The sequence below is a fragment of the Kribbella sp. NBC_01510 genome, from assembly GCF_045040325.1.
Lineage (GTDB): Bacteria > Actinomycetota > Actinomycetes > Propionibacteriales > Kribbellaceae > Kribbella.
Genome location: NZ_CP109418.1, coordinates 7,825,541 through 7,843,802, shown reverse-complemented (window position 1 = coordinate 7,843,802; position 18,262 = coordinate 7,825,541). Strand labels below are relative to the sequence as shown.

Annotated in this window: 16 protein-coding genes; 11 read left to right on the top strand and 5 right to left on the bottom strand. The window is 69.4% G+C overall.

Annotated features, from left to right (window positions below; translation table 11 throughout):
- Window positions 1–20 precede the first annotated feature (20 nt).
- The 3 genes from OG558_RS38380 to OG558_RS38370 all read right to left on the bottom strand — a co-directional run bounded on the left by OG558_RS38380 (window position 21) and on the right by OG558_RS38370 (window position 4,884).
- Entirely contained in the window at window positions 21–2,747 is a 2,727-nt protein-coding gene (locus tag OG558_RS38380; RefSeq protein WP_405067397.1) for an ATP-binding protein, read from the bottom strand.
- 590 nt (window positions 2,748–3,337) lie between these two features.
- The gene (locus OG558_RS38375; RefSeq protein WP_405067396.1) at window positions 3,338–3,979 is read right to left on the bottom strand and encodes an NAD(P)-dependent oxidoreductase; all 642 of its coding nucleotides are present in this window, start codon (window positions 3,977–3,979) and stop codon (window positions 3,338–3,340) included.
- Window positions 3,980–3,981: 2 nt separating this feature from the next.
- Complete coding sequence (locus OG558_RS38370; RefSeq protein WP_405067395.1) at window positions 3,982–4,884, bottom strand: EamA family transporter; 903 nt, start codon at window positions 4,882–4,884, stop codon at window positions 3,982–3,984.
- Between the two features lie 73 nt (window positions 4,885–4,957).
- On the opposite strand from OG558_RS38370, the gene OG558_RS38365 reads away from it, so the two are divergent.
- Together OG558_RS38365 and fxlM are read left to right on the top strand one after the other, a co-directional pair.
- Window positions 4,958–5,455 carry a MarR family transcriptional regulator gene (locus tag OG558_RS38365; protein ID WP_329476207.1) on the top strand — a complete coding sequence of 166 codons (498 nt, stop codon included), beginning with the start codon at window positions 4,958–4,960 and terminating at the stop codon, window positions 5,453–5,455.
- 5 nt (window positions 5,456–5,460) lie between these two features.
- Window positions 5,461–6,663, top strand: a complete 1,203-nt coding sequence (gene fxlM / locus OG558_RS38360; RefSeq protein ID WP_405067394.1) for a methyltransferase, FxLD system — start codon at window positions 5,461–5,463, stop codon at window positions 6,661–6,663.
- Here the strand turns inward: fxlM and OG558_RS38355 are convergent.
- A complete protein-coding gene (locus OG558_RS38355; RefSeq protein ID WP_405067393.1) occupies window positions 6,647–7,366 on the bottom strand; it encodes a hypothetical protein in 720 nt (239 codons plus the stop codon). The genes fxlM and OG558_RS38355 overlap by 17 nt on opposite strands.
- 135 nt (window positions 7,367–7,501) lie before the next feature.
- Here OG558_RS38355 and efp point away from each other — a divergent pair, with 135 nt between their 5' ends.
- Window positions 7,502–8,065, top strand: a complete 564-nt coding sequence (efp, locus tag OG558_RS38350) for an elongation factor P (protein WP_405067392.1) — start codon at window positions 7,502–7,504, stop codon at window positions 8,063–8,065.
- A 26-nt stretch (window positions 8,066–8,091) separates the two neighbouring features.
- Window positions 8,092–8,502: a transcription antitermination factor NusB gene (nusB, locus tag OG558_RS38345; RefSeq protein WP_328520027.1), complete on the top strand. Its 411-nt coding sequence runs from the start codon at window positions 8,092–8,094 to the stop codon at window positions 8,500–8,502.
- A 224-nt stretch (window positions 8,503–8,726) separates the two neighbouring features.
- Here the strand turns inward: nusB and OG558_RS38340 are convergent, their stop codons facing one another.
- Window positions 8,727–9,239, bottom strand: coding sequence for a transcriptional regulator (locus tag OG558_RS38340; RefSeq protein WP_134119831.1), 513 nt, complete (start codon window positions 9,237–9,239; stop codon window positions 8,727–8,729).
- A gap of 205 nt (window positions 9,240–9,444) precedes the next feature.
- Between OG558_RS38340 and pyrR the strand changes: the two genes are divergently transcribed.
- Genes pyrR through OG558_RS38305 form a run of 7 tightly spaced genes read left to right on the top strand, consistent with a single transcriptional unit; the run spans window position 9,445 to window position 18,254 of the window.
- Window positions 9,445–10,080, top strand: a complete 636-nt coding sequence (gene pyrR / locus OG558_RS38335; protein WP_329476211.1) for a bifunctional pyr operon transcriptional regulator/uracil phosphoribosyltransferase PyrR — start codon at window positions 9,445–9,447, stop codon at window positions 10,078–10,080.
- On the top strand, window positions 10,080–11,021 hold the full coding sequence (locus OG558_RS38330) for an aspartate carbamoyltransferase catalytic subunit (protein ID WP_329476212.1): 942 nt from the start codon (window positions 10,080–10,082) through the stop codon (window positions 11,019–11,021). Before pyrR ends, OG558_RS38330 begins: the two co-directional genes overlap by 1 nt.
- A complete protein-coding gene (locus OG558_RS38325) occupies window positions 11,018–12,310 on the top strand; it encodes a dihydroorotase (RefSeq protein ID WP_405067391.1) in 1,293 nt (430 codons plus the stop codon). Before OG558_RS38330 ends, OG558_RS38325 begins: the two co-directional genes overlap by 4 nt.
- Complete coding sequence (locus OG558_RS38320; protein WP_405067390.1) at window positions 12,307–12,798, top strand: hypothetical protein; 492 nt, start codon at window positions 12,307–12,309, stop codon at window positions 12,796–12,798. Before OG558_RS38325 ends, OG558_RS38320 begins: the two co-directional genes overlap by 4 nt.
- Window positions 12,795–13,916, top strand: coding sequence for a glutamine-hydrolyzing carbamoyl-phosphate synthase small subunit (gene carA, locus OG558_RS38315; RefSeq protein ID WP_405067389.1), 1,122 nt, complete (start codon window positions 12,795–12,797; stop codon window positions 13,914–13,916). The genes OG558_RS38320 and carA overlap by 4 nt, the downstream gene beginning before the upstream one ends.
- Entirely contained in the window at window positions 13,916–17,221 is a 3,306-nt protein-coding gene (gene carB, locus OG558_RS38310; protein WP_405067388.1) for a carbamoyl-phosphate synthase large subunit, read from the top strand. Before carA ends, carB begins: the two co-directional genes overlap by 1 nt.
- Window positions 17,214–18,254 carry a quinone-dependent dihydroorotate dehydrogenase gene (locus OG558_RS38305; protein WP_405067387.1) on the top strand — a complete coding sequence of 347 codons (1,041 nt, stop codon included), beginning with the start codon at window positions 17,214–17,216 and terminating at the stop codon, window positions 18,252–18,254. The genes carB and OG558_RS38305 overlap by 8 nt, the downstream gene beginning before the upstream one ends.
- Window positions 18,255–18,262: the final 8 nt, after the last annotated feature.

The following is an 18,262-nucleotide window of genomic DNA, read 5'->3' as shown; positions in this document are numbered from 1 at the left end:
CGCGAGGGCCGGCTTCTTTGCTAGTGGCTGTGGTCTTGGAGGAGCTCGGTGACCAGGCTGTCGATGGACAGGTGGCGGGCCGACTCGGCGATGCGGTCCGCTTCGGGGCCGAGGGCCTGGCGGCACAGCGTCCAGGCATTGGCGAGGGCGGCGAGTTCGTCGGCGATGAACAGTGGGGCGCTGATCTCCTCGCGCTGGTGTTCGGCGGTCGTGAGCAGGCGGACCGCCAGATCGTGGTGGCCGGCGGCGGCCTCGACCGAGGCGAGCAGGCCGAACGCGTCCAGCACGCCGACGGAGTAACCGACGTTCCGCGCGGTCCGCAGGATGTCCAGGCCGCGGTCCCGGGCTGCGGCGGTGTCGCCCGCTTGGAAGTCCATGATCCCGAGGTTGCCGCCGGCAATCACCATGCCCTGGTCGTCCTGCAGTCCGGACCAGACGGCGTACGCCTCCTCGAACATCGTCCGGGCCTCGACCGGGTACCCGAGCTGCCGGAGTGCCAGACCCGAGCAGTTCAGCGCCCCACCCAGGAGTACGCCGAAGTTCAGCCGGCGCGTCAGCAGCTCCGTCTCGTGGGCATGGTCGAGGGCGGCGTACTCGTCGGCCAAGCCGAGGCTCGTCAGTGTGAGTCCTTGCAACGCGATCGCGAGTCCGCGGTCGTCACCCAGCGCGCGGTAGATCTCCACGCATTCCAGGCCGATGTCGCGCGCCTCGGCGTACCCGCCGCTGAAGCGAGTCTGGACCGCCAGCGCGGCGGCGCGCTCGGGTGAGCCGGGCGCGAGCATGGCGAGGGATCCACGCAACCAGCCGCGGGCCTGGGCCATCATGCCGCGGTAGTACCAGTGCCAGGACAGCGGCGCGACGATCTCGCTGACGCGACCGGGGTCGTTGCCTTCGCTGAGGCACCAGTCGAGCGCGGCCAGCAGGTTGGGCTCCTCGGTCCGCAGCCGCCGCGCTGCCACCGGCTCGGGCAGGGACGACCGCTGGTTCAACCGTGCATAGTGCTCACCGAACTTCGCCAGCCCCGCGCACCACGTGACATGACGCGCCCGTACGGCGGCCTCCTCACCGGAGGCCCGCAGTCGCTCATGCCCGTACTCGCGGACGGTCTCCAGCAGACTGAACCGCTCGTCGTCGTCCATCGTCACCAGACTCCGGTCCACCAGTACGGCGAGGAGCTCCGCCACCTCATCGACGCGGATTCCGTCGCCTCCGACGATCGCCTCGGCGGCCTCCAACGTGCAGCCCCCGGCGAACACCGACAGCCGGCGAAGCGCCGTACGGACTGGTAGTTCGAGCAGCTCGTGACTCCAGTCGAGGGCGGTCCGGAGGCCCGCGTGCCAGGGTCCCGCGTCGCGGATCAGCAGGCGGTCGTCGATCCGGTCGGCGAGTTGCCGCACGGGAAGGGTTCGGGTCAGGCCGGCAGCGAGCTCGATAGCGAGGGGGAGACGGTCGACGGCGGCGCAGATCTGGTCGACGGCGGGGCTTGCCTCGACCCCGCCGCGATCGCAGAACAGCGCGACCGCGGCCGTCGCCGAGAGTGGGCCGATGCGCTGGACATGCTCGTCGGAGAGCTCGAGCGCGCGCTGCGAGGTGACGAGGATGGACAGGTTGGCGGCCTTGACCCGCAGTTCGTCGATGACCGGGCCGATCTCGGCGGTGAGGTGTTCGGCGTGGTCGACCACGAGCAACGCGCCGGCGAGCAGTTCGGCGGCCTGTCCGATCGAATCACCGTTGCTGTCGGCACCGATCGCCGCGGCGAGGGCTGCGACGAGGTTGTCCGCGGCGTGCAGTGGGGCGAGGCCGAGCCAGGCGACCGGACGACCCTCGCCGACGGCTTGTGCGGCGACCTCGCGGGCGAGCCGGGTCTTGCCGGCTCCGGGGTCGCCGAGCAACGTGATCAGGGTCGAGCGGGTGAGGTCGCTGAGCAGCTCGGCTTGTTCGTGCCGGCGGCCGACGAAGCTCTTCGCTGCCGTGGGCAACGAAATCCGGGGCATCGTGGGGCGATGGCCGCGGAGGTCGTCCTCGATCGCGACGGTCTCCGGTGCGGGGTCGATGCCGAGTTCGTCGGCGAGTTGGTGGCGCAGACTCCGGAGCCGGTCGAGCGCCTCCGCTTGCCGGTCGGAGCGGGCGAGTGAGAGGGCGGACAGGCCGACCAGGCGTTCGTGCAGTGGATGGGCGGCGACGAGACGTTCGAGGTCGGGGCCGATGGGGTGACCGAGAGCCAGGCCGGCCTCGGCCCAGGCCAGTTGAAGCTCCAGTTGGAGGGACTGCAGGCGTCGCCGTTGCGCTGCGACGAAAGGGATGTCGTCCAGATCGCCCAGTGGCTCACCACGCCAGAGGTCGATCGCCGTCGCTGCCGTCGCGAACACGCCGGCGTTGTCGTCAGTTCGCCGTACGGCGTCGATCGTGGCGAGCGCACGCTCGGCGGCGATCAGGTCGGCAGGCTCGGCCCGCAGGCTGAACCCCGCCGGACTCCGGTCGAGGGCACCCGAGAACTCACCCAGCGCACCACGCAGCCGGGACGCCAGCACCCGCAGCCGCGCGGTCGGCCGGGCCGCGTCCGCGTCAGCCCACAGATCCCGGATCAAGATGTCATCGGCAACCGGTTCACCCCGGGCCAACGCGAGCCGCACGGCCAACGCCCGAGCCAGCGGTTGCCGCACCGCAAGCCGCACCCGGGCAGCCGTCATCACCTCGGCCGGGCCAAGGACATCGACCTGCAGGAGCAGGTGCCTCGTCGCTCTCACCCCCAGTGGAGGACGTCGTACCCGCCGATCTTAGAGCCCCGCCCCTTCGGCAACCCGGAAGGTCCCCCGGTACGGCGCCATCGCACCAGCCCGCCGGCGTTCCCCATACCTACCGTCGAACACCAACCCGCCACCCCCGCTCCCGCGACACTCCCACCCCCCCGCGGGCGCTTCCCGGCGGCGCACAGCTGCCCGTCGTACGACCGTTCGGGCGAGGCGGCGTGGTGACTCGCGGAGTGAAGCCGGTCGCGCTGTCGCGGGCTGCTTGCGGCGAGTGGAGCCGGCCGCGCAACGCGGTTGTTCTAGTGCGGCTTTGAGAGGTTGCCCCCAGAGGTGATGGGTTGCACAGCCAGAATGTCAAGCGGCAACCCACCAACTCAGGCGGCAACCCACCACCTCAGGGGGTGACAACCCGCGGCGTGCTGACGCGGCGATCTTGAGGTGGAGCGGATTTTGCTCCCGGATCACACTCCCGGATCGGCCGGAATCCTCCCCATCTGTTGCCGGCGCAGTGTGGTGACCTGGGAGGTGAGGCCAGTGCTGTCGTCGTCTGGCTGCTGGCGGCACCACCAACCTCCGGCCGGGTACGGCTAATAGCCCACGGTGAAGCGGTGGCGTATGTGTTGTGGCTGCTCGGCCTCGTCCAGCAAGGCGATTGCGAAGTCTTCGATGGAGAGGTGGGAGTTGCCGTGGGCATCGGTGAGGAGGTGGTCTGTTCCCTTGCGGTAGGTGCCGGTGCGGGTGCCTGGTTCGAGGAGGGCCGGGGGACTGACGTACGTCCAGTCGACGTCGTCAGCTTCGCGGACCAGGGCGAACTGTTCGTTGCAGGCAAGGGCGATCGGGCGCAGAAGGGCTGGGAAGTCTGGTGCGTCCTCGAGCATGTGGTTCGTGCCGGGGACGATCAGGCCGGCCGCACCGCCGACCAGGATCAGGCGTACGCCGCTGGACCGGAGACCGATGACGAGGCCTTTGGCCGCTTGGACCAACTCGGCTTCCTGACCGGGCTGCGGACGGGTCGCACTGATGGCGACGTCGTGGCCGGCGCTCAGGGCGGCGACGTCATCCGGGTCGGACGCGTCGCCTCGGCGGATGTGTAGAGCGGGAGAGGCGGGGAGTGTCGCGAGGCGGCTGAGGGTTCGGCTCACTGCCGTCACCTCGTGGCCGCGGGCGAGGGCGTCGTGGACGACTCGGCTGCCGACTGCGCCGGTGGCGCCCCAGACGAGGACGCGCATCGTCAGCTCCTCTCTCCGGCTGCCACGAGGACGGGCGCTGGACTGACTGGCCTCGTCCTGCGCCGTACCTGGGCGCTGATGAGCGCGGCCAGCACGATCAGGCCGCCGATGGCTTGGGCGGTGGTGAGGCGCTGGTCGAGCACCAGCCAGCCGAGGGTGGTGGCGGTCACCGGGCTCAGCAGCCCGAGGAACGTGACATCGGTGGGGGACAGCTCCCGAAGGCCACGGAACCAGAGGGCATACGCGACCGCGGAGCCGATGATCGTCAGGTAGGTGTAGCCCGCGATGTTCTGCAGGGTGAACGCAGGCGGTGCACCCTCGACCAGGAACGCGACGGGCAGCAGCACCACACCGCCGGCGACGAGTTGCCAGCCGGTGGTGGCCAGCAGGGGAGCTGGCGACGTCCAGCGCTTGCTCAGTACGACGCCCAGCGCCATGACGACCGCTCCACCAAGGGCTGCGAGCACACCCCAGGTGTCGAGCTGGGCGTTGGCCCGGAGGACCAGCATGCCGACCCCGAACACACCGGCGATCGCAGTAAGGACAGTCCGCAGCGACAGTCGCTGACCCAGCAGACCGGTAGCCAGCAGCGCGACGAGCAACGGCTGGATCGCGCCGACTGTCGCGGCCACGCCACCTGGCAGCCGGTAGGCGCCGACGAAAAGCAGTGCGTTGAACGCCCCGATGTTGAGCGTGCCGAGGACCAGCGATCGCCACCACCAGCTGCCGCGCGGCAGCGTGCGGGTGATCGCGATCAGCAGCAGTCCGGCCGGCAGGGCCCGGAGCAGCGCGGCGAGGAGCGGACGGTGTGGTGGAAGGAGCTCAGTGGTGACCAGATACGTGGTGCCCCAGAGCATCGGCGTGATCGCCGTGACCAGGAGGAGTGAGACTCGATTGCTTAGCACTAAGATAAAGTATCTCAGCGCTAAGCAACTTTCAATACCTCACCGCTAAGCGAGTTGGCCGTAAGCTGGACAGATGGCAGATCACGTCGACCTGGTGCTCGAGCAGTGGAGCGAGCAGCGGCCCGACCTGGACGCGTCGCCGATGGGCGTCATCGGCCGGCTGAGCCGGCTGAGTCAGCTGTTCGACGGCGAGCTGCGGCGCAACTTCGCGCGGCACGACCTCGACCGGGCGTCGTTCGACGTCCTCGCGACCCTGCGGCGCAGCAACTCCGAGCACAGCCTGACCCCGGCCGGTCTGATGCGCTCGTCGATGGTGACGTCCGGAGCGATCAGTCAGCGGCTCGACCGGTTGGAGGCCCGCGGACTGGTCACGCGGGCGCCGAGTGAGACCGACGGGCGCGGCGTTCGGGTGACGCTGACCGCCGAGGGTCTGCGGTTGATCGATGCCGTGCTGCCGACCCACGTCGACACCGAGAGCCGGCTGCTCGCCGGGCTGTCCGGGGCCGAGCGCGACCAGCTCGCCGGTCTGCTGCGGACGCTGCTGGAATCGCTCGGGGACCAACAGGACTGACCGCCATGGCTGCCCTCGGCAACGACTCGGCCCAGGCGGAGTTGTTGCGTGCGGCCCTCATCCGGCATTTGGTTGCCGAAGGCACCATCCGCGACGAGCGGGTGGCTGCCGCGTTCCGGACGGTGCCGCGGCACCTGTTCGTCCCGTACACTCCGCTCGACCTCGCGTACGCCGACGATGTCGTGCTGATGAAGCGGAACCAGGCCGGCGTGGTGATCAGCTCGGTGTCGCAGCCGAGCATCGTCGCACTGATGCTCGAGCAGGCCGGGATCGAGCCCGGTGACCAGGTGCTGGAGATCGGCTCCGGCGGCTACAACGCCGCCCTGATGCGGGAGCTGACCGGGCCGAAGGGATCCGTGACCACGGTCGACATCGACCCCGAGGTCACCGCCCGCGCCCGTGCGCTTCTGGACCAGGCTGGGTACGACGACGTCCTGGTCGTGCAGGCGGACGGCGAGTACGGTGCGCCGGGTCAGGCGCCGTACGACCGGATCGTGGTGACCGTGACGGCCTGGGACATCCCGCTGGCTTGGATCGACCAGCTTCGGCCTGGTGGGCGGATCGTCGTACCGCTGCGGGTGCGTGGGCAGACGCGGGCGATCGCGTTCGACCGGGTGCACGGTCACCTGGACAGCCGGTCGATGACTTGGTGCGGATTCGTCTGCATGCAAGGGGCCGGTGCGAACTATGAGCGGCTCGTCCCGATCAGGGGCGACGAGGTGGGCGTCTGCTTCGACGAGGATCAGGAGGTCGACGCGCATCCGTACGACGGTGTGCTGGAGCAACCGGGGGAGCGGGTCTGGTCAGGGGTGGTGGTGAACCGCGAGGAGCCGCTGTTCGATCTCAACCTCTGGCTCGCGACCACACTGCCTGGGTACTGCGTTCTGTCCGGTGACGGACCGGGTGTCGTCGCGCCGACGCCGCACTGGGGAGCCGCAGCGGTGGCGACCCGCGACAGCGTCGCCTATCTGACGTCCCGTCAGGCTCGGAGCGCCCTGGCCTCGTTCGTGGAGCTGGGATGCAACGGCCACGGCCCGGACGCACGTGACCTGATCGATCGGATGGTCGACCAGGTGCGGATCTGGGACGTCCATCACCGGCGTGGTCCTGGGCCGGCGTTCCAGGTGCACCCGGTCGGCGACGAACTGCCGCCGGGCTTCCACATTGGCCGGCGGCACAGTTACATCACGGTCAGCTGGCCGGAGTGACTCCGGGGCGCGGCGGGTTGCGGACGGTCTGCCAGAGTTCGTCGATGTCGGAGCGGTCGTCGGGCTCGGGGGTGTCGACCCAGCCACTGGCCCAGACGTCCTCCTCGCGGTCCAGGTCGAAGATCGACTCGGCGAACGCGGCCGAGCCGACGTACCGGGACTCGTCCTCGTCCGGCTCGGCGTCCGCGGACTGCGGCGAGCCGGCGGTGGTGCCGGTCGGCGCGACCAGGGCGCGGGCGTACTTCTGCGCGTCGAGGATGCCCAGGTCCCGCTCGTCGCACAGCAGCCTGATCGCGCCCACCTCGTGGCCGGTGCGCATCAGCTCGCGCACCCGGGTGTCGAGATCCTGCTTCGGTGCGGGCAGGTTGTTCTGCGGCGGGCGATGCGCGGGCGGCTGATTGGCCGGCGACCAGGTCTCAGCCGGCTGGTACTGCGGGGCCGACTGGGCCGGCAGTTGATTGGACTGGCCGGGTGACGTCCGCTCACCCAGGTGCCGCGGCTGGCGGCCGGCCTGCATGCTCTGCTGGAGCGCGGCGGCCACCTGCTGACTGCCCGGCGCGGTCCCCTGCTGCGCCTGGATCCGCTCGATCAGCTTCTGGACCCGCGGGCTCGGCGTACCGGTGCGCTTGGTCGACTGCTGCTTCAGCTTCCCGATCACGCTGAGCACGATCATGATGACGATGAAGATCGCGAACTCGGCCACCGGGTGCCTCCGTAGTGCTCGGGACTGCCAGCGTAGTCGCCGCCAGGGCCGCCGGCCGCCACGGAATCGGAGGAAAGCGGTGGTGACCGCTACAATCCGGTGTTACCGCTGATCGATTTCGAAGGGCATACCCGCGTGGCAACGACGAACGACCTCAAGAACGGCATGGTGCTCGACCTGGACGGGCAGCTGTGGTCCGTCGTGTGGTTCCAGCACCACAAGCCGGGCAAGGGCGGCGCCATCGTCCGGACGAAGCTGAAGAACGTGCTGTCCGGCAAGGTGGTCGACAAGACCTTCAACGCCGACGTCAAGGTCGACGTGGCCACGGTCGACAAGCGTGACATGACGTACCTGTACAACGACGGCTCGGCGTACGTGTTCATGGACAAGAGCACCTACGACCAGCTGCAACTGCAGCCCGAGGTGGTCGGCGACGCCGTGCACTTCCTGCTGGAGAACCAGGACGCCATCGTCGCCGTGCACGACGACCTCCCGCTGTACGTCGAGCTCCCGGCCTCGGTCGAGCTCACGGTGCAGTACACCGAGCCGGGTCTGCAGGGCGACCGCTCCAGCGGCGGCACCAAGCCGGCCAAGCTGGAGACCGGCTACGACATCCAGGTCCCGCTGTTCCTGACCACTGGTGAGAAGGTCAAGGTCGACACCCGCACCGGGGACTACCTCGGCCGCGTCACCTCCTGAGGCTTTGAGAGAGCTGACAACAGAACATGTCTGCCCGTAGCAAGGCCCGCAAGCGCGCACTGGACGTGCTGTTCGAGTCGGAGGTCAGGGGACTGCCGGTCGGCGGCACCCTGGCCGACCGGGTGGCTGACAACGATCCGCCGGTGAACGAGTTCACCGTGGCGCTGGTCGAGGGTGTCGCGAAGCACATCGACGTGATCGATGACCTGCTGGAGACGCACTCGGTGGGCTGGTCGCTGGACCGGATGCCCGCGGTCGACCGGAACATCCTGCGGATCGGGACCTACGAGCTGTTGTTCGACGACCAGGTGCCGGACGTGGTCGCGGTGAGCGAGGCGGTGGCCATGGCGCGGGACCTGTCCACCGACGAGTCGCCGGCGTTCGTCAACGGGCTGCTGGCCAGACTGCTGCAGTTGAAGCCCACCCTCGGCGTCTGAAGAAATTTCGAGCTGAGGAACGAGGGGGGGCGAGCCCTCCGGGAAGTCAGGCCCGAAACCGTCTCGGTACGGTCTCGGGCCGGGTCTACGTCCCCGTAGTGATGGCGCGGGGGGAACGGCCCCGGCGTCGATGGTGCTGTTGTGACGTACTGCGGTACTGCGAGGCGGGCGGCCGTGGGCCAGCTGCTACGAGCCCCGACCGTCTCTGCTGCCTCCGTCCGGCGTCAGGCGCCGGCTGCCTCGGACTCCTCGACGTCGCCCTTCGCCTCTGGGTTCAGCACACCCCAGGAGATGAAGCGCTCGGTCAGAGTCGTCGGCGACTCGTCGTAGATCACGGCGAGGGTCCGCATGTCGTCCTGACGGATCGACAGCACCTTGCCGTTGTAGTCCCCACGCTGAGCCTGGATCGTGGCCGCGTACCGCGTCAGCGGACCGGCCTCGCTCGCGTCGAGGTGTTGCAGGGCCTCCAGGTCGAGGATCAACCGGGGAGGAGCGGCAGCCGCGGCGGCCGCGCTGGCGTTACCAGGCAGCAACTCACGGATCGGCACGCCGTAGAAATCGGCGAGCTCGGCGAGCTTCTGGACCGTGACGGCTCGATCGCCGCGCTCGTACGAGCCGACGACGACCGCCTTCCAGCGACCCTTGGACTTCTCTTCCACGCCATGCAGCGACAACCCCTGCTGCTGGCGGATGGCGCGTAGCTTGCCACCCAGTGTCTTCGCGTATTCGCTAGGCACGCTGGTTCTTCCCTCCGACTAGATTTCGTCATGTCCGGCCCGCCGGAACGGGCCGGTCGGTGAAACCCCCTCGATTACTGAGAGTAACAATATTCTGGGCCGGAGGCCAGCGTCAAGACGGCGTGTCACATCCGATACCATGTCAATCGGTCCGAACCTGCTTTAAAGACCCGTCCAGAGAGGCGGGAAAGGAGGAACGGTTGCGATGAACCATGCCCACAACGCCGCGCCCCAACCGGCGCCGCGCGAGGTCCTGGACGCTTCCGACATTTCCCGGGCGTTGACCCGGATCGCGCACGAGATCCTCGAGCGCAACCGCGGTGCCGACCCGGTCGTCCTGCTCGGCATCCCCACCCGAGGCGTCGGCCTGGCCGCACGCATCTCCGCCCGGATCGCGGCGGTCGAGGGGCAGAGTGTGCCGACAGGGTCACTCGACGTGACGATGTACCGCGACGACATCGGCCTCAAACCACCCCGCGGCCTGGAACACACCGACATCCCGCCGGGCGGTATCGACGGCAAGGTCGTCGTGCTGGTCGACGATGTGCTGTTCTCCGGCCGCACCATTCGCGCGGCCCTGGACGCCATCGGCGACATCGGCCGTCCGCGCGCGGTCCAGCTCGCGGTGCTCGTCGACCGCGGCCACCGCGAACTGCCCATTCGCGCCGACTACGTGGGCAAGAACCTGCCGACCTCCCTGGTCGAGCGGGTCACCGTCCACCTGACCGAGTACGACGGTGCCGACGCGGTGCTGATCGCCGACAAAACGACGCCGACGTCCGAAGATCCGAGGTTCAGGACCCACGGTTCTTCGGACGTAAGGGATGGGGTGAGGTCGTGATGAAGCATCTGCTGAGTGCGGGGGATCTGAGCCGGGACGAGGCGAACCTGATCCTGGACACCGCCGAGGAGATGCGGTCGCTGGCCGACCGCCCGATCAAGAAACTGCCGGCCCTGCGCGGCCGGACCGTGGTGAACCTCTTCTTCGAGGACTCCACCCGGACCCGGATCTCGTTCGAGGCCGCCGCCAAGCGGCTGTCGGCGGACGTGATCAACTTCTCCGCCAAGGGCTCCAGTGTGAGCAAGGGGGAGAGTCTCAAGGACACCGCCCTCACGCTGCAGGCGATGGGCGCGGACGGCGTGGTCTGCCGGCACGGATCCTCCGGGGCGCCGCACCTGCTCGCGACCTCGGGCTGGATGACCGGGGCGGTGGTCAACGCCGGCGACGGCACCCATGAGCACCCGACGCAGGCGTTGCTCGACGCGTTCACGATGCGGCGGCACCTCGGTGCGCTGGACGGCCGCCGGATCACGATCGTCGGCGACGTCCTGCACTCCCGCGTCGCCCGGTCGAACGTGCTGCTGCTGTCGACGCTCGGCGCCGAGGTCACGGTGGTCGCGCCGCCGACGCTGCTGCCCGTCGACATGACGAACTGGCCGTGCGCCACGTCGTACGACCTGGACGCCGCGCTCGCCAAGAGCGACGCGGTGATGATGCTGCGGGTGCAGCGGGAGCGGATGAACGACGCGTTCTTCCCGAGCGCCCGCGAGTACACCCGCCGCTACGGTCTCGACGTCCACCGGATGGCGCAACTGCCGGACGACGCGATCGTGCTGCACCCCGGCCCGATGAACCGTGGCATGGAGATCAGCGCCGACGTGGCCGACTCCACCCGCTCGGTCATCGTCGAGCAGGTCACCAACGGCGTGGCCATCCGGATGGCCGTCCTTTACCTGCTGCTCTCGGGCAGCAACGACACGAACGAGGAGCAGACCGCATGACGGCGTACCTGATCACCGGAGCGAAGATCCTGGGTGGTGAGGTGGCGGACCTGCTGATCGACGACGGCGAGATCGTTGCCATCGGCACCAACCTGGAGGCGCCGGGCGAGGTCGAGACGATCGACGCCGCCGGGCTGATCGCGCTGCCGGGACTGGTCGACCTGCACACGCACCTGCGTGAGCCCGGCCGTGAGGACGCCGAGACCGTCCTCACCGGCACCCGGGCCGCCGCGCTGGGCGGGTTCACCGCGGTCTTCGCGATGGCCAACACCGACCCGGTGGCCGACACCGCCGGGGTCGTCGAGCAGGTCTGGCGCCTCGGCCGCGAAGCCGGGTACGCCGACGTCTACCCGATCGGCGCGGTCACGGTCGGCCGGAAGGGCACGCAGCTCGCGGAGCTGGGCGCGATGGCGGACTCGGCGGCCCGCGTGCGAGTGTTCTCCGACGACGGCGACTGCGTCTGGGACGCCGCCTTGATGCGGCGCGCCCTCGAGTACGTGAAGGCCTTCGGCGGCACGATCGCCCAGCACGCACAGGAGCCGCGGCTCACCCAGGGCGCGCAGATGAACGAGGGCGCGCTGTCCGGCGTCCTCGGCCTGACCGGCTGGCCGGCTGTCGCCGAGGAGGCGATCATCGCCCGCGACGTCCTGCTGAACGCGCACGTCGGCTCGAAGCTGCACATCTGCCACCTGTCCACCAAGGGCTCGGTGGAGATCGTCCGGGCGGCGAAACGCCGCGGGCTCGACGTGACCGCCGAGGTGACGCCGCACCACCTGCTGCTGACCGAGGACCTGGCCGCGTCGTACAACCCAGTCTTCAAGGTGAACCCGCCGCTGCGGACCAAGGAGGACGTCGAGGCGGTCCGCGAGGGCCTGGCCGACGGCACGATCGACATCGTCGCCACCGACCACGCGCCGCACCCGGTCGAGGACAAGGACTGCGAGTGGAGCGCGGCCGCGCCCGGCATGCTCGGCCTCGAGACCGCGCTCAGCGTGGTCCAGCACGCGATGGTCGACACCAAGCTGCTGACCTGGGCGGAGGTCGCGGACCGGATGAGCTACCGGCCGGCCGCGATCGGCCAGATCGGCGACCACGGCCGGCCCTTGGAGGCGGGGAGCCCGGCCAACCTTGTCCTGGTGGATCCGGCGGTCGTGCGGACGGTCGTCCCCCGGGAGACGGCGTCGCTGTCGCGGAATACGCCGTTCGACGGGATGACACTGCCGGGCAAGGTGGTCGCGACGTTCCGGAAGGGTACGGCGACCGTCCTGGACGGGAAGCTGGCCAGGTGAAGGCGTTCCTCGGCATTCTCGGCACGCTGCTGATCCTGGCGGCGGCCTACTACGGCATGTACCGGGGCTGGCGGAACCGCAAGTCCCGGCAGGCCGATCTCGCGCCGCTGCCCGCGGTGCCGGAAGGCAGGACGCGGGGCGTGGAAGGTGTGTACGTCGCCACCACGTCGGCCGGCGACTGGATGGACCGGATCGCCGTGCACGAACTGGGCGTCCGCAGTACCGCGGACCTGGCCGTCAGTGCGGCCGGCCTGATCTTCCATCGGCAGGGTGCGGCGGATGTGTTCATTCCCGCGGACCACCTGACCGGCGTCCGGACCGACCGCGGGATCGCCGGCAAGGTGACCGCGGAGAAGTCCGGCCTGGTGGTGGTCACCTGGAACCACGACGGCCGCGCGCTGGACACCGGCTTCCGGCCCCGCCGCAAGGCCGACACCGCCCCCTTGACCGAATCCATCGCAACTCTGATCGGAGCCGAGCAGACATGAGCCAGCCTGCATTGCTGGTCCTGGAGGACGGCCGGTCGTTCGCCGGTACGTCGTACGGGGCGACCGGAGAGACCTTCGGCGAGGCGGTGTTCACCACCGGCATGACCGGCTACCAGGAGACGCTGACCGACCCGTCGTACCACCGTCAGATCGTCACCCAGACCGCGCCGCACATCGGCAACACCGGGGTGAACGACGAGGACGACGAATCACAGAAGATCTGGGTCGCGGGGTACGTCGTCCGCGACCCTGCCCGGGTGCCGTCGAACTGGCGCGCGACCCGGTCCCTCGACGACCAGCTCAAGGGTCAGGGCATCGTCGGGATCTCCGGTATCGACACCCGCGCGCTGACCCGGCACCTGCGCGAACGCGGCGCGATGCGGGCCGGGATCTCGACCGAGATCCTGGACCCCGCCCAGCTGCTGACGAAGGTGCTCGAGCAGCCGCCGATGGTCGGGGCGGACCTCGCCGACGAGGTCACCACGGCCGAGACGTACGTCGTCCCGGCCGAAGGGGAGAAGCGGTTCACCGTGGTCGCACTCGACCTCGGGATCAAGTCGATGACGCCGAAGCGGATGGCCGAGCGCGGCATCGAGGTGCACGTGCTGCCGGCCACCGCGACGCTCGACGAGGTACTCGCGGTCGACCCGGACGGCATCTTCATGAGCAACGGTCCCGGCGACCCGGAGACCACCGAGCACCCGACGGAGCTGCTCAAGGCCCTGCTGCAGCGGGGGAAGCCGTACTTCGGGATCTGCTTCGGCAACCAGGTGTTCGGCCGGGCGCTCGGCCTGGGCACGTTCAAGCTCAAGTACGGGCACCGGGGGATCAACCAGCCGGTGCTCGACCGGGCCACCGGCAAGGTGGAGATCACCGCGCAGAACCACGGGTTCGCGGTGGACGCCCCGCTCGACGAGACGGTCGAGACGCCGTACGGCACGGCTGAGGTGTCGCATGTGTCCTTGAACGACAACGTGGTCGAAGGACTCAAGCTCACCGGCCGCGACGGCCGGGTGCTCGCGTTCTCTGTGCAGTACCACCCTGAAGCGGCAGCAGGGCCGCATGATTCGGCCTACCTGTTCGACCGGTTCGTAGAACTGATGGAAGGACGGGTCTGATGCCGCGGCGTACAGACATCGAGTCGGTCCTGGTGATCGGCTCCGGCCCGATCGTGATCGGGCAGGCCTGCGAGTTCGACTACTCCGGCACCCAGGCCTGTCGCGTGTTGCGCGAAGAGGGCTTCCGGGTCGTGCTGGTGAACTCCAACCCGGCCACGATCATGACCGATCCGGAGTTCGCCGACGCGACCTACGTCGAGCCGATCACGCCGGAGTTCGTGGAGAAGGTGATCGAGAGGGAGCGCCCGAACGCGCTGCTCGCCACGCTGGGCGGTCAGACCGCGCTGAACGCGGCGATCGCCCTGCACGACAACGGCGTCCTGGAGAAGTACGGCGTCGAGCTGATCGGCGCGTCCGTCGACGCGATCCAGCGCGGCGAGAACCGGGAGTCGTTCAAGCACATCGTCGAGAAGCTCGGCGCGAACGTCGCGCGGTCGCGGATCTGTCACACCCTGGACGACGTGATGGGTGCGGCCGCGGAGCTCGGCTACCCGCTGGTGGTGCGGCCGTCGTTCACGATGGGCGGCGTCGGCTCCGGGATGGCGTACGACGAAGCCGACCTGCGCCGGATCGCCGGCGCCGGACTGCACGCCAGCCCGACCACCGAGGTGCTGATCGAGGAATCGATCCTCGGCTGGAAGGAGTACGAGCTGGAGGTGATGCGCGACAAGGCGGACAACGTCGTGATCATCTGCTCGATCGAGAACGTCGACCCGATGGGCGTGCACACCGGCGACTCGGTCACGGTCGCGCCGGCGATGACGCTCACCGACCGCGAGTACCAGGTGATGCGGGACCTTGCCATCGGCATCATTCGCGAGGTCGGGGTCGATACCGGCGGCTGCAACATCCAGTTCGCGGTGAACCCCGACGACGGCCGGCTGATCGTGATCGAGATGAACCCGCGGGTGTCGCGCTCGTCCGCACTGGCGTCGAAGGCGACCGGCTTCCCGATCGCCAAGATCGCGGCGAAGGTTGCCATCGGCTACACCCTGGACGAGATCCCGAACGACATCACCCGGCAGACGCCGGCCAGCTTCGAGCCGACGCTGGACTACGTGGTGGTGAAGGTGCCGCGGTTCGCGTTCGAGAAGTTCCCGGCCGCGGACGCGACGCTCACCACGCACATGAAGAGCGTCGGCGAGGCGATGGCCATCGGCCGCAACTACACCGAGGCGCTGCAGAAGGCGCTCCGCTCGCTGGAGAAGCCGGAGGCCCGGTTCTCCTGGGCCGGAGCGCCGTCGACCGAGCTAGAGCCGTTGCTGGAGGCAATCAAGACGCCGCACGACGGCCGGCTGCGGACCATCATGGACGCGATCCGGGCCGGGGCCACGCCGGAGCAGATCTTCGACTCCACTCGCATTGATCCCTGGTTCGTGGACCAGCTCTACCTGATCCACGAGACCGCTCTCCAGGTCTCGGCCGCACCGCGGCTGACACCGGAGGTGATCAAGCTGGCCAAGCGGCACGGGTTCTCGGATCTGCAGCTGGCCGAGATCCGCGGTCTGACCGAGGACGTCGTCCGCGGGGTCCGGCAGGCGCTCGGGATCCGGCCGGTCTACAAGACGGTCGACACCTGTGCGGCCGAGTTCAAGGCCGAGACGCCGTACCACTACTCGTCGTACGACGAGGAGACGGAGGTCGCACCTCGTGAGACCCCGGCCGTGCTGATCCTCGGCTCCGGGCCGAACCGGATCGGCCAGGGGATCGAGTTCGACTACTCCTGTGTGCACGCGTCGATGGCGCTGCGCGAGGCCGGCTACTGCACGGTGATGGTCAACTGCAACCCGGAAACGGTCTCGACCGACTACGACACCTCCGACCGGCTGTACTTCGAGCCGCTCACCTGCGAGGACGTTCTCGAGATCGTGCACGCCGAGCTGCAGGCCGGCCCGGTCGCCGGGGTGATCGTGCAGCTCGGCGGGCAGACGCCACTGGGTCTGGCGCAGCGGCTGGCGGATGCCGGCGTACCGATCGTCGGGACCTCGCCGGCCGCGATCCATCTCGCGGAAGAACGGGGTGCGTTCGGCAAGGTTCTCGCCGAGGCGGCGCTGCCGGCGCCCAAGCACGGTACGGCGATGTCCTTCGACGAGGCGCAGCTGATCGCCACCGAGATCGGCTACCCGGTGCTGGTGCGGCCGTCGTACGTGCTGGGCGGTCGGGGCATGGAGATCGTCTACAGTGAGGCGGAGCTGACCGCGGCGCTGAACCGGTTGAGCGCGGGGTACGGGTCGTGGGAGCATCCGGTGCTGATCGACCGGTTCCTCGACGACGCGGTCGAGATCGACGTGGACGGGCTGTTCGACGGCGACGAGTTGTTCCTCGGCGGCGTGATGGAGCACATCGAGGAGGCCGGGGTGCACTCGGGCGACTCGTCGTGTGCGCTGCCGCCGATCACGCTCGGGAACGCCGACATCGAGAAGATCCGGACGTCGACCGAGGCGATCGCCCGTGGCGTCGGCGTACGGGGGCTGCTGAACGTGCAGTACGCGCTGGCCGGGGACGTTCTCTACGTGCTCGAGGCGAACCCGCGGGCGTCGCGGACGGTGCCGTTCGTGTCGAAGGCGACCGCGACTCCGCTGGCCAAGGCGGCGGCCCGAGTGATGCTCGGGGCAACCATTTCCGAGCTGCGGACCGAGGGACTGCTGCCGGCCGAGGGCGACGGTGGGACCCTACCGACCTCGACGCCGATCGCGGTGAAGGAAGCCGTGATGCCGTTCAACCGATTCCGGACCATCGACGGCGCGTCGGTCGACACCGTGCTCGGGCCGGAGATGCGGTCCACCGGCGAGGTGATGGGCATCGACGACACCTTCGGGACCGCGTTCGCCAAGTCGCAGGCCGGGGCGTCACAGCCGCTGCCGAGCTCGGGCAAGGTCTTCGTGTCGGTCGCCAACCGGGACAAGCGGCACATGATCTTCCCGGTGAAGCGGCTCGCTGATCTCGGCTTCCAGATCTACGCGACCGAGGGTACGGCGGACGTCCTGCGGCGCAACGGGGTCGAGGCGGTCACGGTCCGCAAGAGCAGCCAGGGTCCGGGGCCGAACGGTGAGCCGACGATCGTGCAGATGGTCCAGGACGGCGAGCTGAACCTGATCGTCAACACGCCGATCGGGATCACCAAGGGCGGGTCGCCGCGGCTGGACGGCTACGAGATCCGGAGTGCGGCGGTGGCACGCAACATCCCGTGCATCACCACGGTGCAGGGGCTGGCGGCCGCCGTCCAGGGGATCGAGGCGCAGCAGGCGGGAGACATCGGTGTCCGGTCGCTGCAGGACTGGGTGCCGAGGATCCGCGGTGTATAGGCGGGTCGTCCGGCCGGTCCTGTACCGGCTGGGAAAGGGCGACGCGGAGGTCGCGCACGAGCAGACGCTGCACGGCCTCCGCCGCCTCGGCCGGATCCCCGGCGCGGTCGCGGCACTGTCCCGGACGTACGGCGCGCTGCCGACCGGATCGCCCCGGACGGTCTTTGGCGTCCGCTTCCCCTCCCCGGTCGGTCTGGCCGCAGGGATGGACAAGAACGGGATCGCCCTGCCCGCCTGGCGCGCGCTCGGCTTCGGCTTCGTCGAGGTCGGCACCGTGACCGCCCATCCGCAGCCGGGGAACGAGAAGCCGCGGCTGTTCCGGCTGGTCGAGGACGAGGCCGTGATCAACCGGATGGGCTTCAACAACCTCGGCTCGTCCGCGCTGGCCGACCGGCTGGCGGCGTACGGCGACCTGGGCTACCCGCTGGGGATCTCGATCGGGAAGTCAAAGGTGACTCCGCTCGACGACGCGGTCGAGGACTACGTGACCTCACTGCGGCGGCTCTCGGCGTACGGCGACTACTTCGCGGTCAACGTGTCATCGCCGAACACGCCGGGACTGCGGTCACTGCAGGACGCCGGACACCTGCGTGAACTGCTGACCGCGCTGCACGCCGAGGCGGCCTCGCTGAGCGTCGGTGGCCTGGGCGGGAAGCCGATCCTGGTGAAGATCGCACCGGACCTGACGCCGTCCGCCATCGACGAGTTGCTCGCAGTGTGCACCGAGGTCGGCGTGGCGGGGATCATCGCGACCAACACCACCATCGGGCGGCCGGGGGTCGAATCCCATCCACTGGCAGCGGAGACCGGCGGGTTGTCCGGGCGTCCGTTGACCGAGATCGCGGCCAAGACGGTCGCGCACATCCACGCGGAGACCGGGGGAGCGCTGCCGATCATCGGGGTCGGCGGCATCCTCGAGCCCGCCGACGCGATGCGGCTGTTCGACGCCGGGGCCAGCCTGGTCCAGCTGTACACCGGACTGATCTACCGCGGGCCCGGCCTGATCCGCCGCATCAACCGAGGACTGACATGAGCCACCGA

Bases quoted from the DNA above. Each gene is read 5' to 3' on its own strand.
- OG558_RS38375 (WP_405067396.1), bottom strand. From the start codon at position 3,979: ATGCGCGTCCTCGTCTGGGGCGCCACCGGCGCAGTCGGCAGCCGAGTC.
- OG558_RS38365 (WP_329476207.1), top strand. From the start codon at position 4,958: ATGGCAGATCACGTCGACCTGGTGCTCGAGCAGTGGAGCGAGCAGCGG.
- fxlM (WP_405067394.1), top strand. From the start codon at position 5,461: ATGGCTGCCCTCGGCAACGACTCGGCCCAGGCGGAGTTGTTGCGTGCG.
- nusB (WP_328520027.1), top strand. From the start codon at position 8,092: ATGTCTGCCCGTAGCAAGGCCCGCAAGCGCGCACTGGACGTGCTGTTC.
- pyrR (WP_329476211.1), top strand. From the start codon at position 9,445: ATGAACCATGCCCACAACGCCGCGCCCCAACCGGCGCCGCGCGAGGTC.
- OG558_RS38330 (WP_329476212.1), top strand. From the start codon at position 10,080: ATGAAGCATCTGCTGAGTGCGGGGGATCTGAGCCGGGACGAGGCGAAC.
- OG558_RS38325 (WP_405067391.1), top strand. From the start codon at position 11,018: ATGACGGCGTACCTGATCACCGGAGCGAAGATCCTGGGTGGTGAGGTG.
- carA (WP_405067389.1), top strand. From the start codon at position 12,795: ATGAGCCAGCCTGCATTGCTGGTCCTGGAGGACGGCCGGTCGTTCGCC.
- carB (WP_405067388.1), top strand. From the start codon at position 13,916: ATGCCGCGGCGTACAGACATCGAGTCGGTCCTGGTGATCGGCTCCGGC.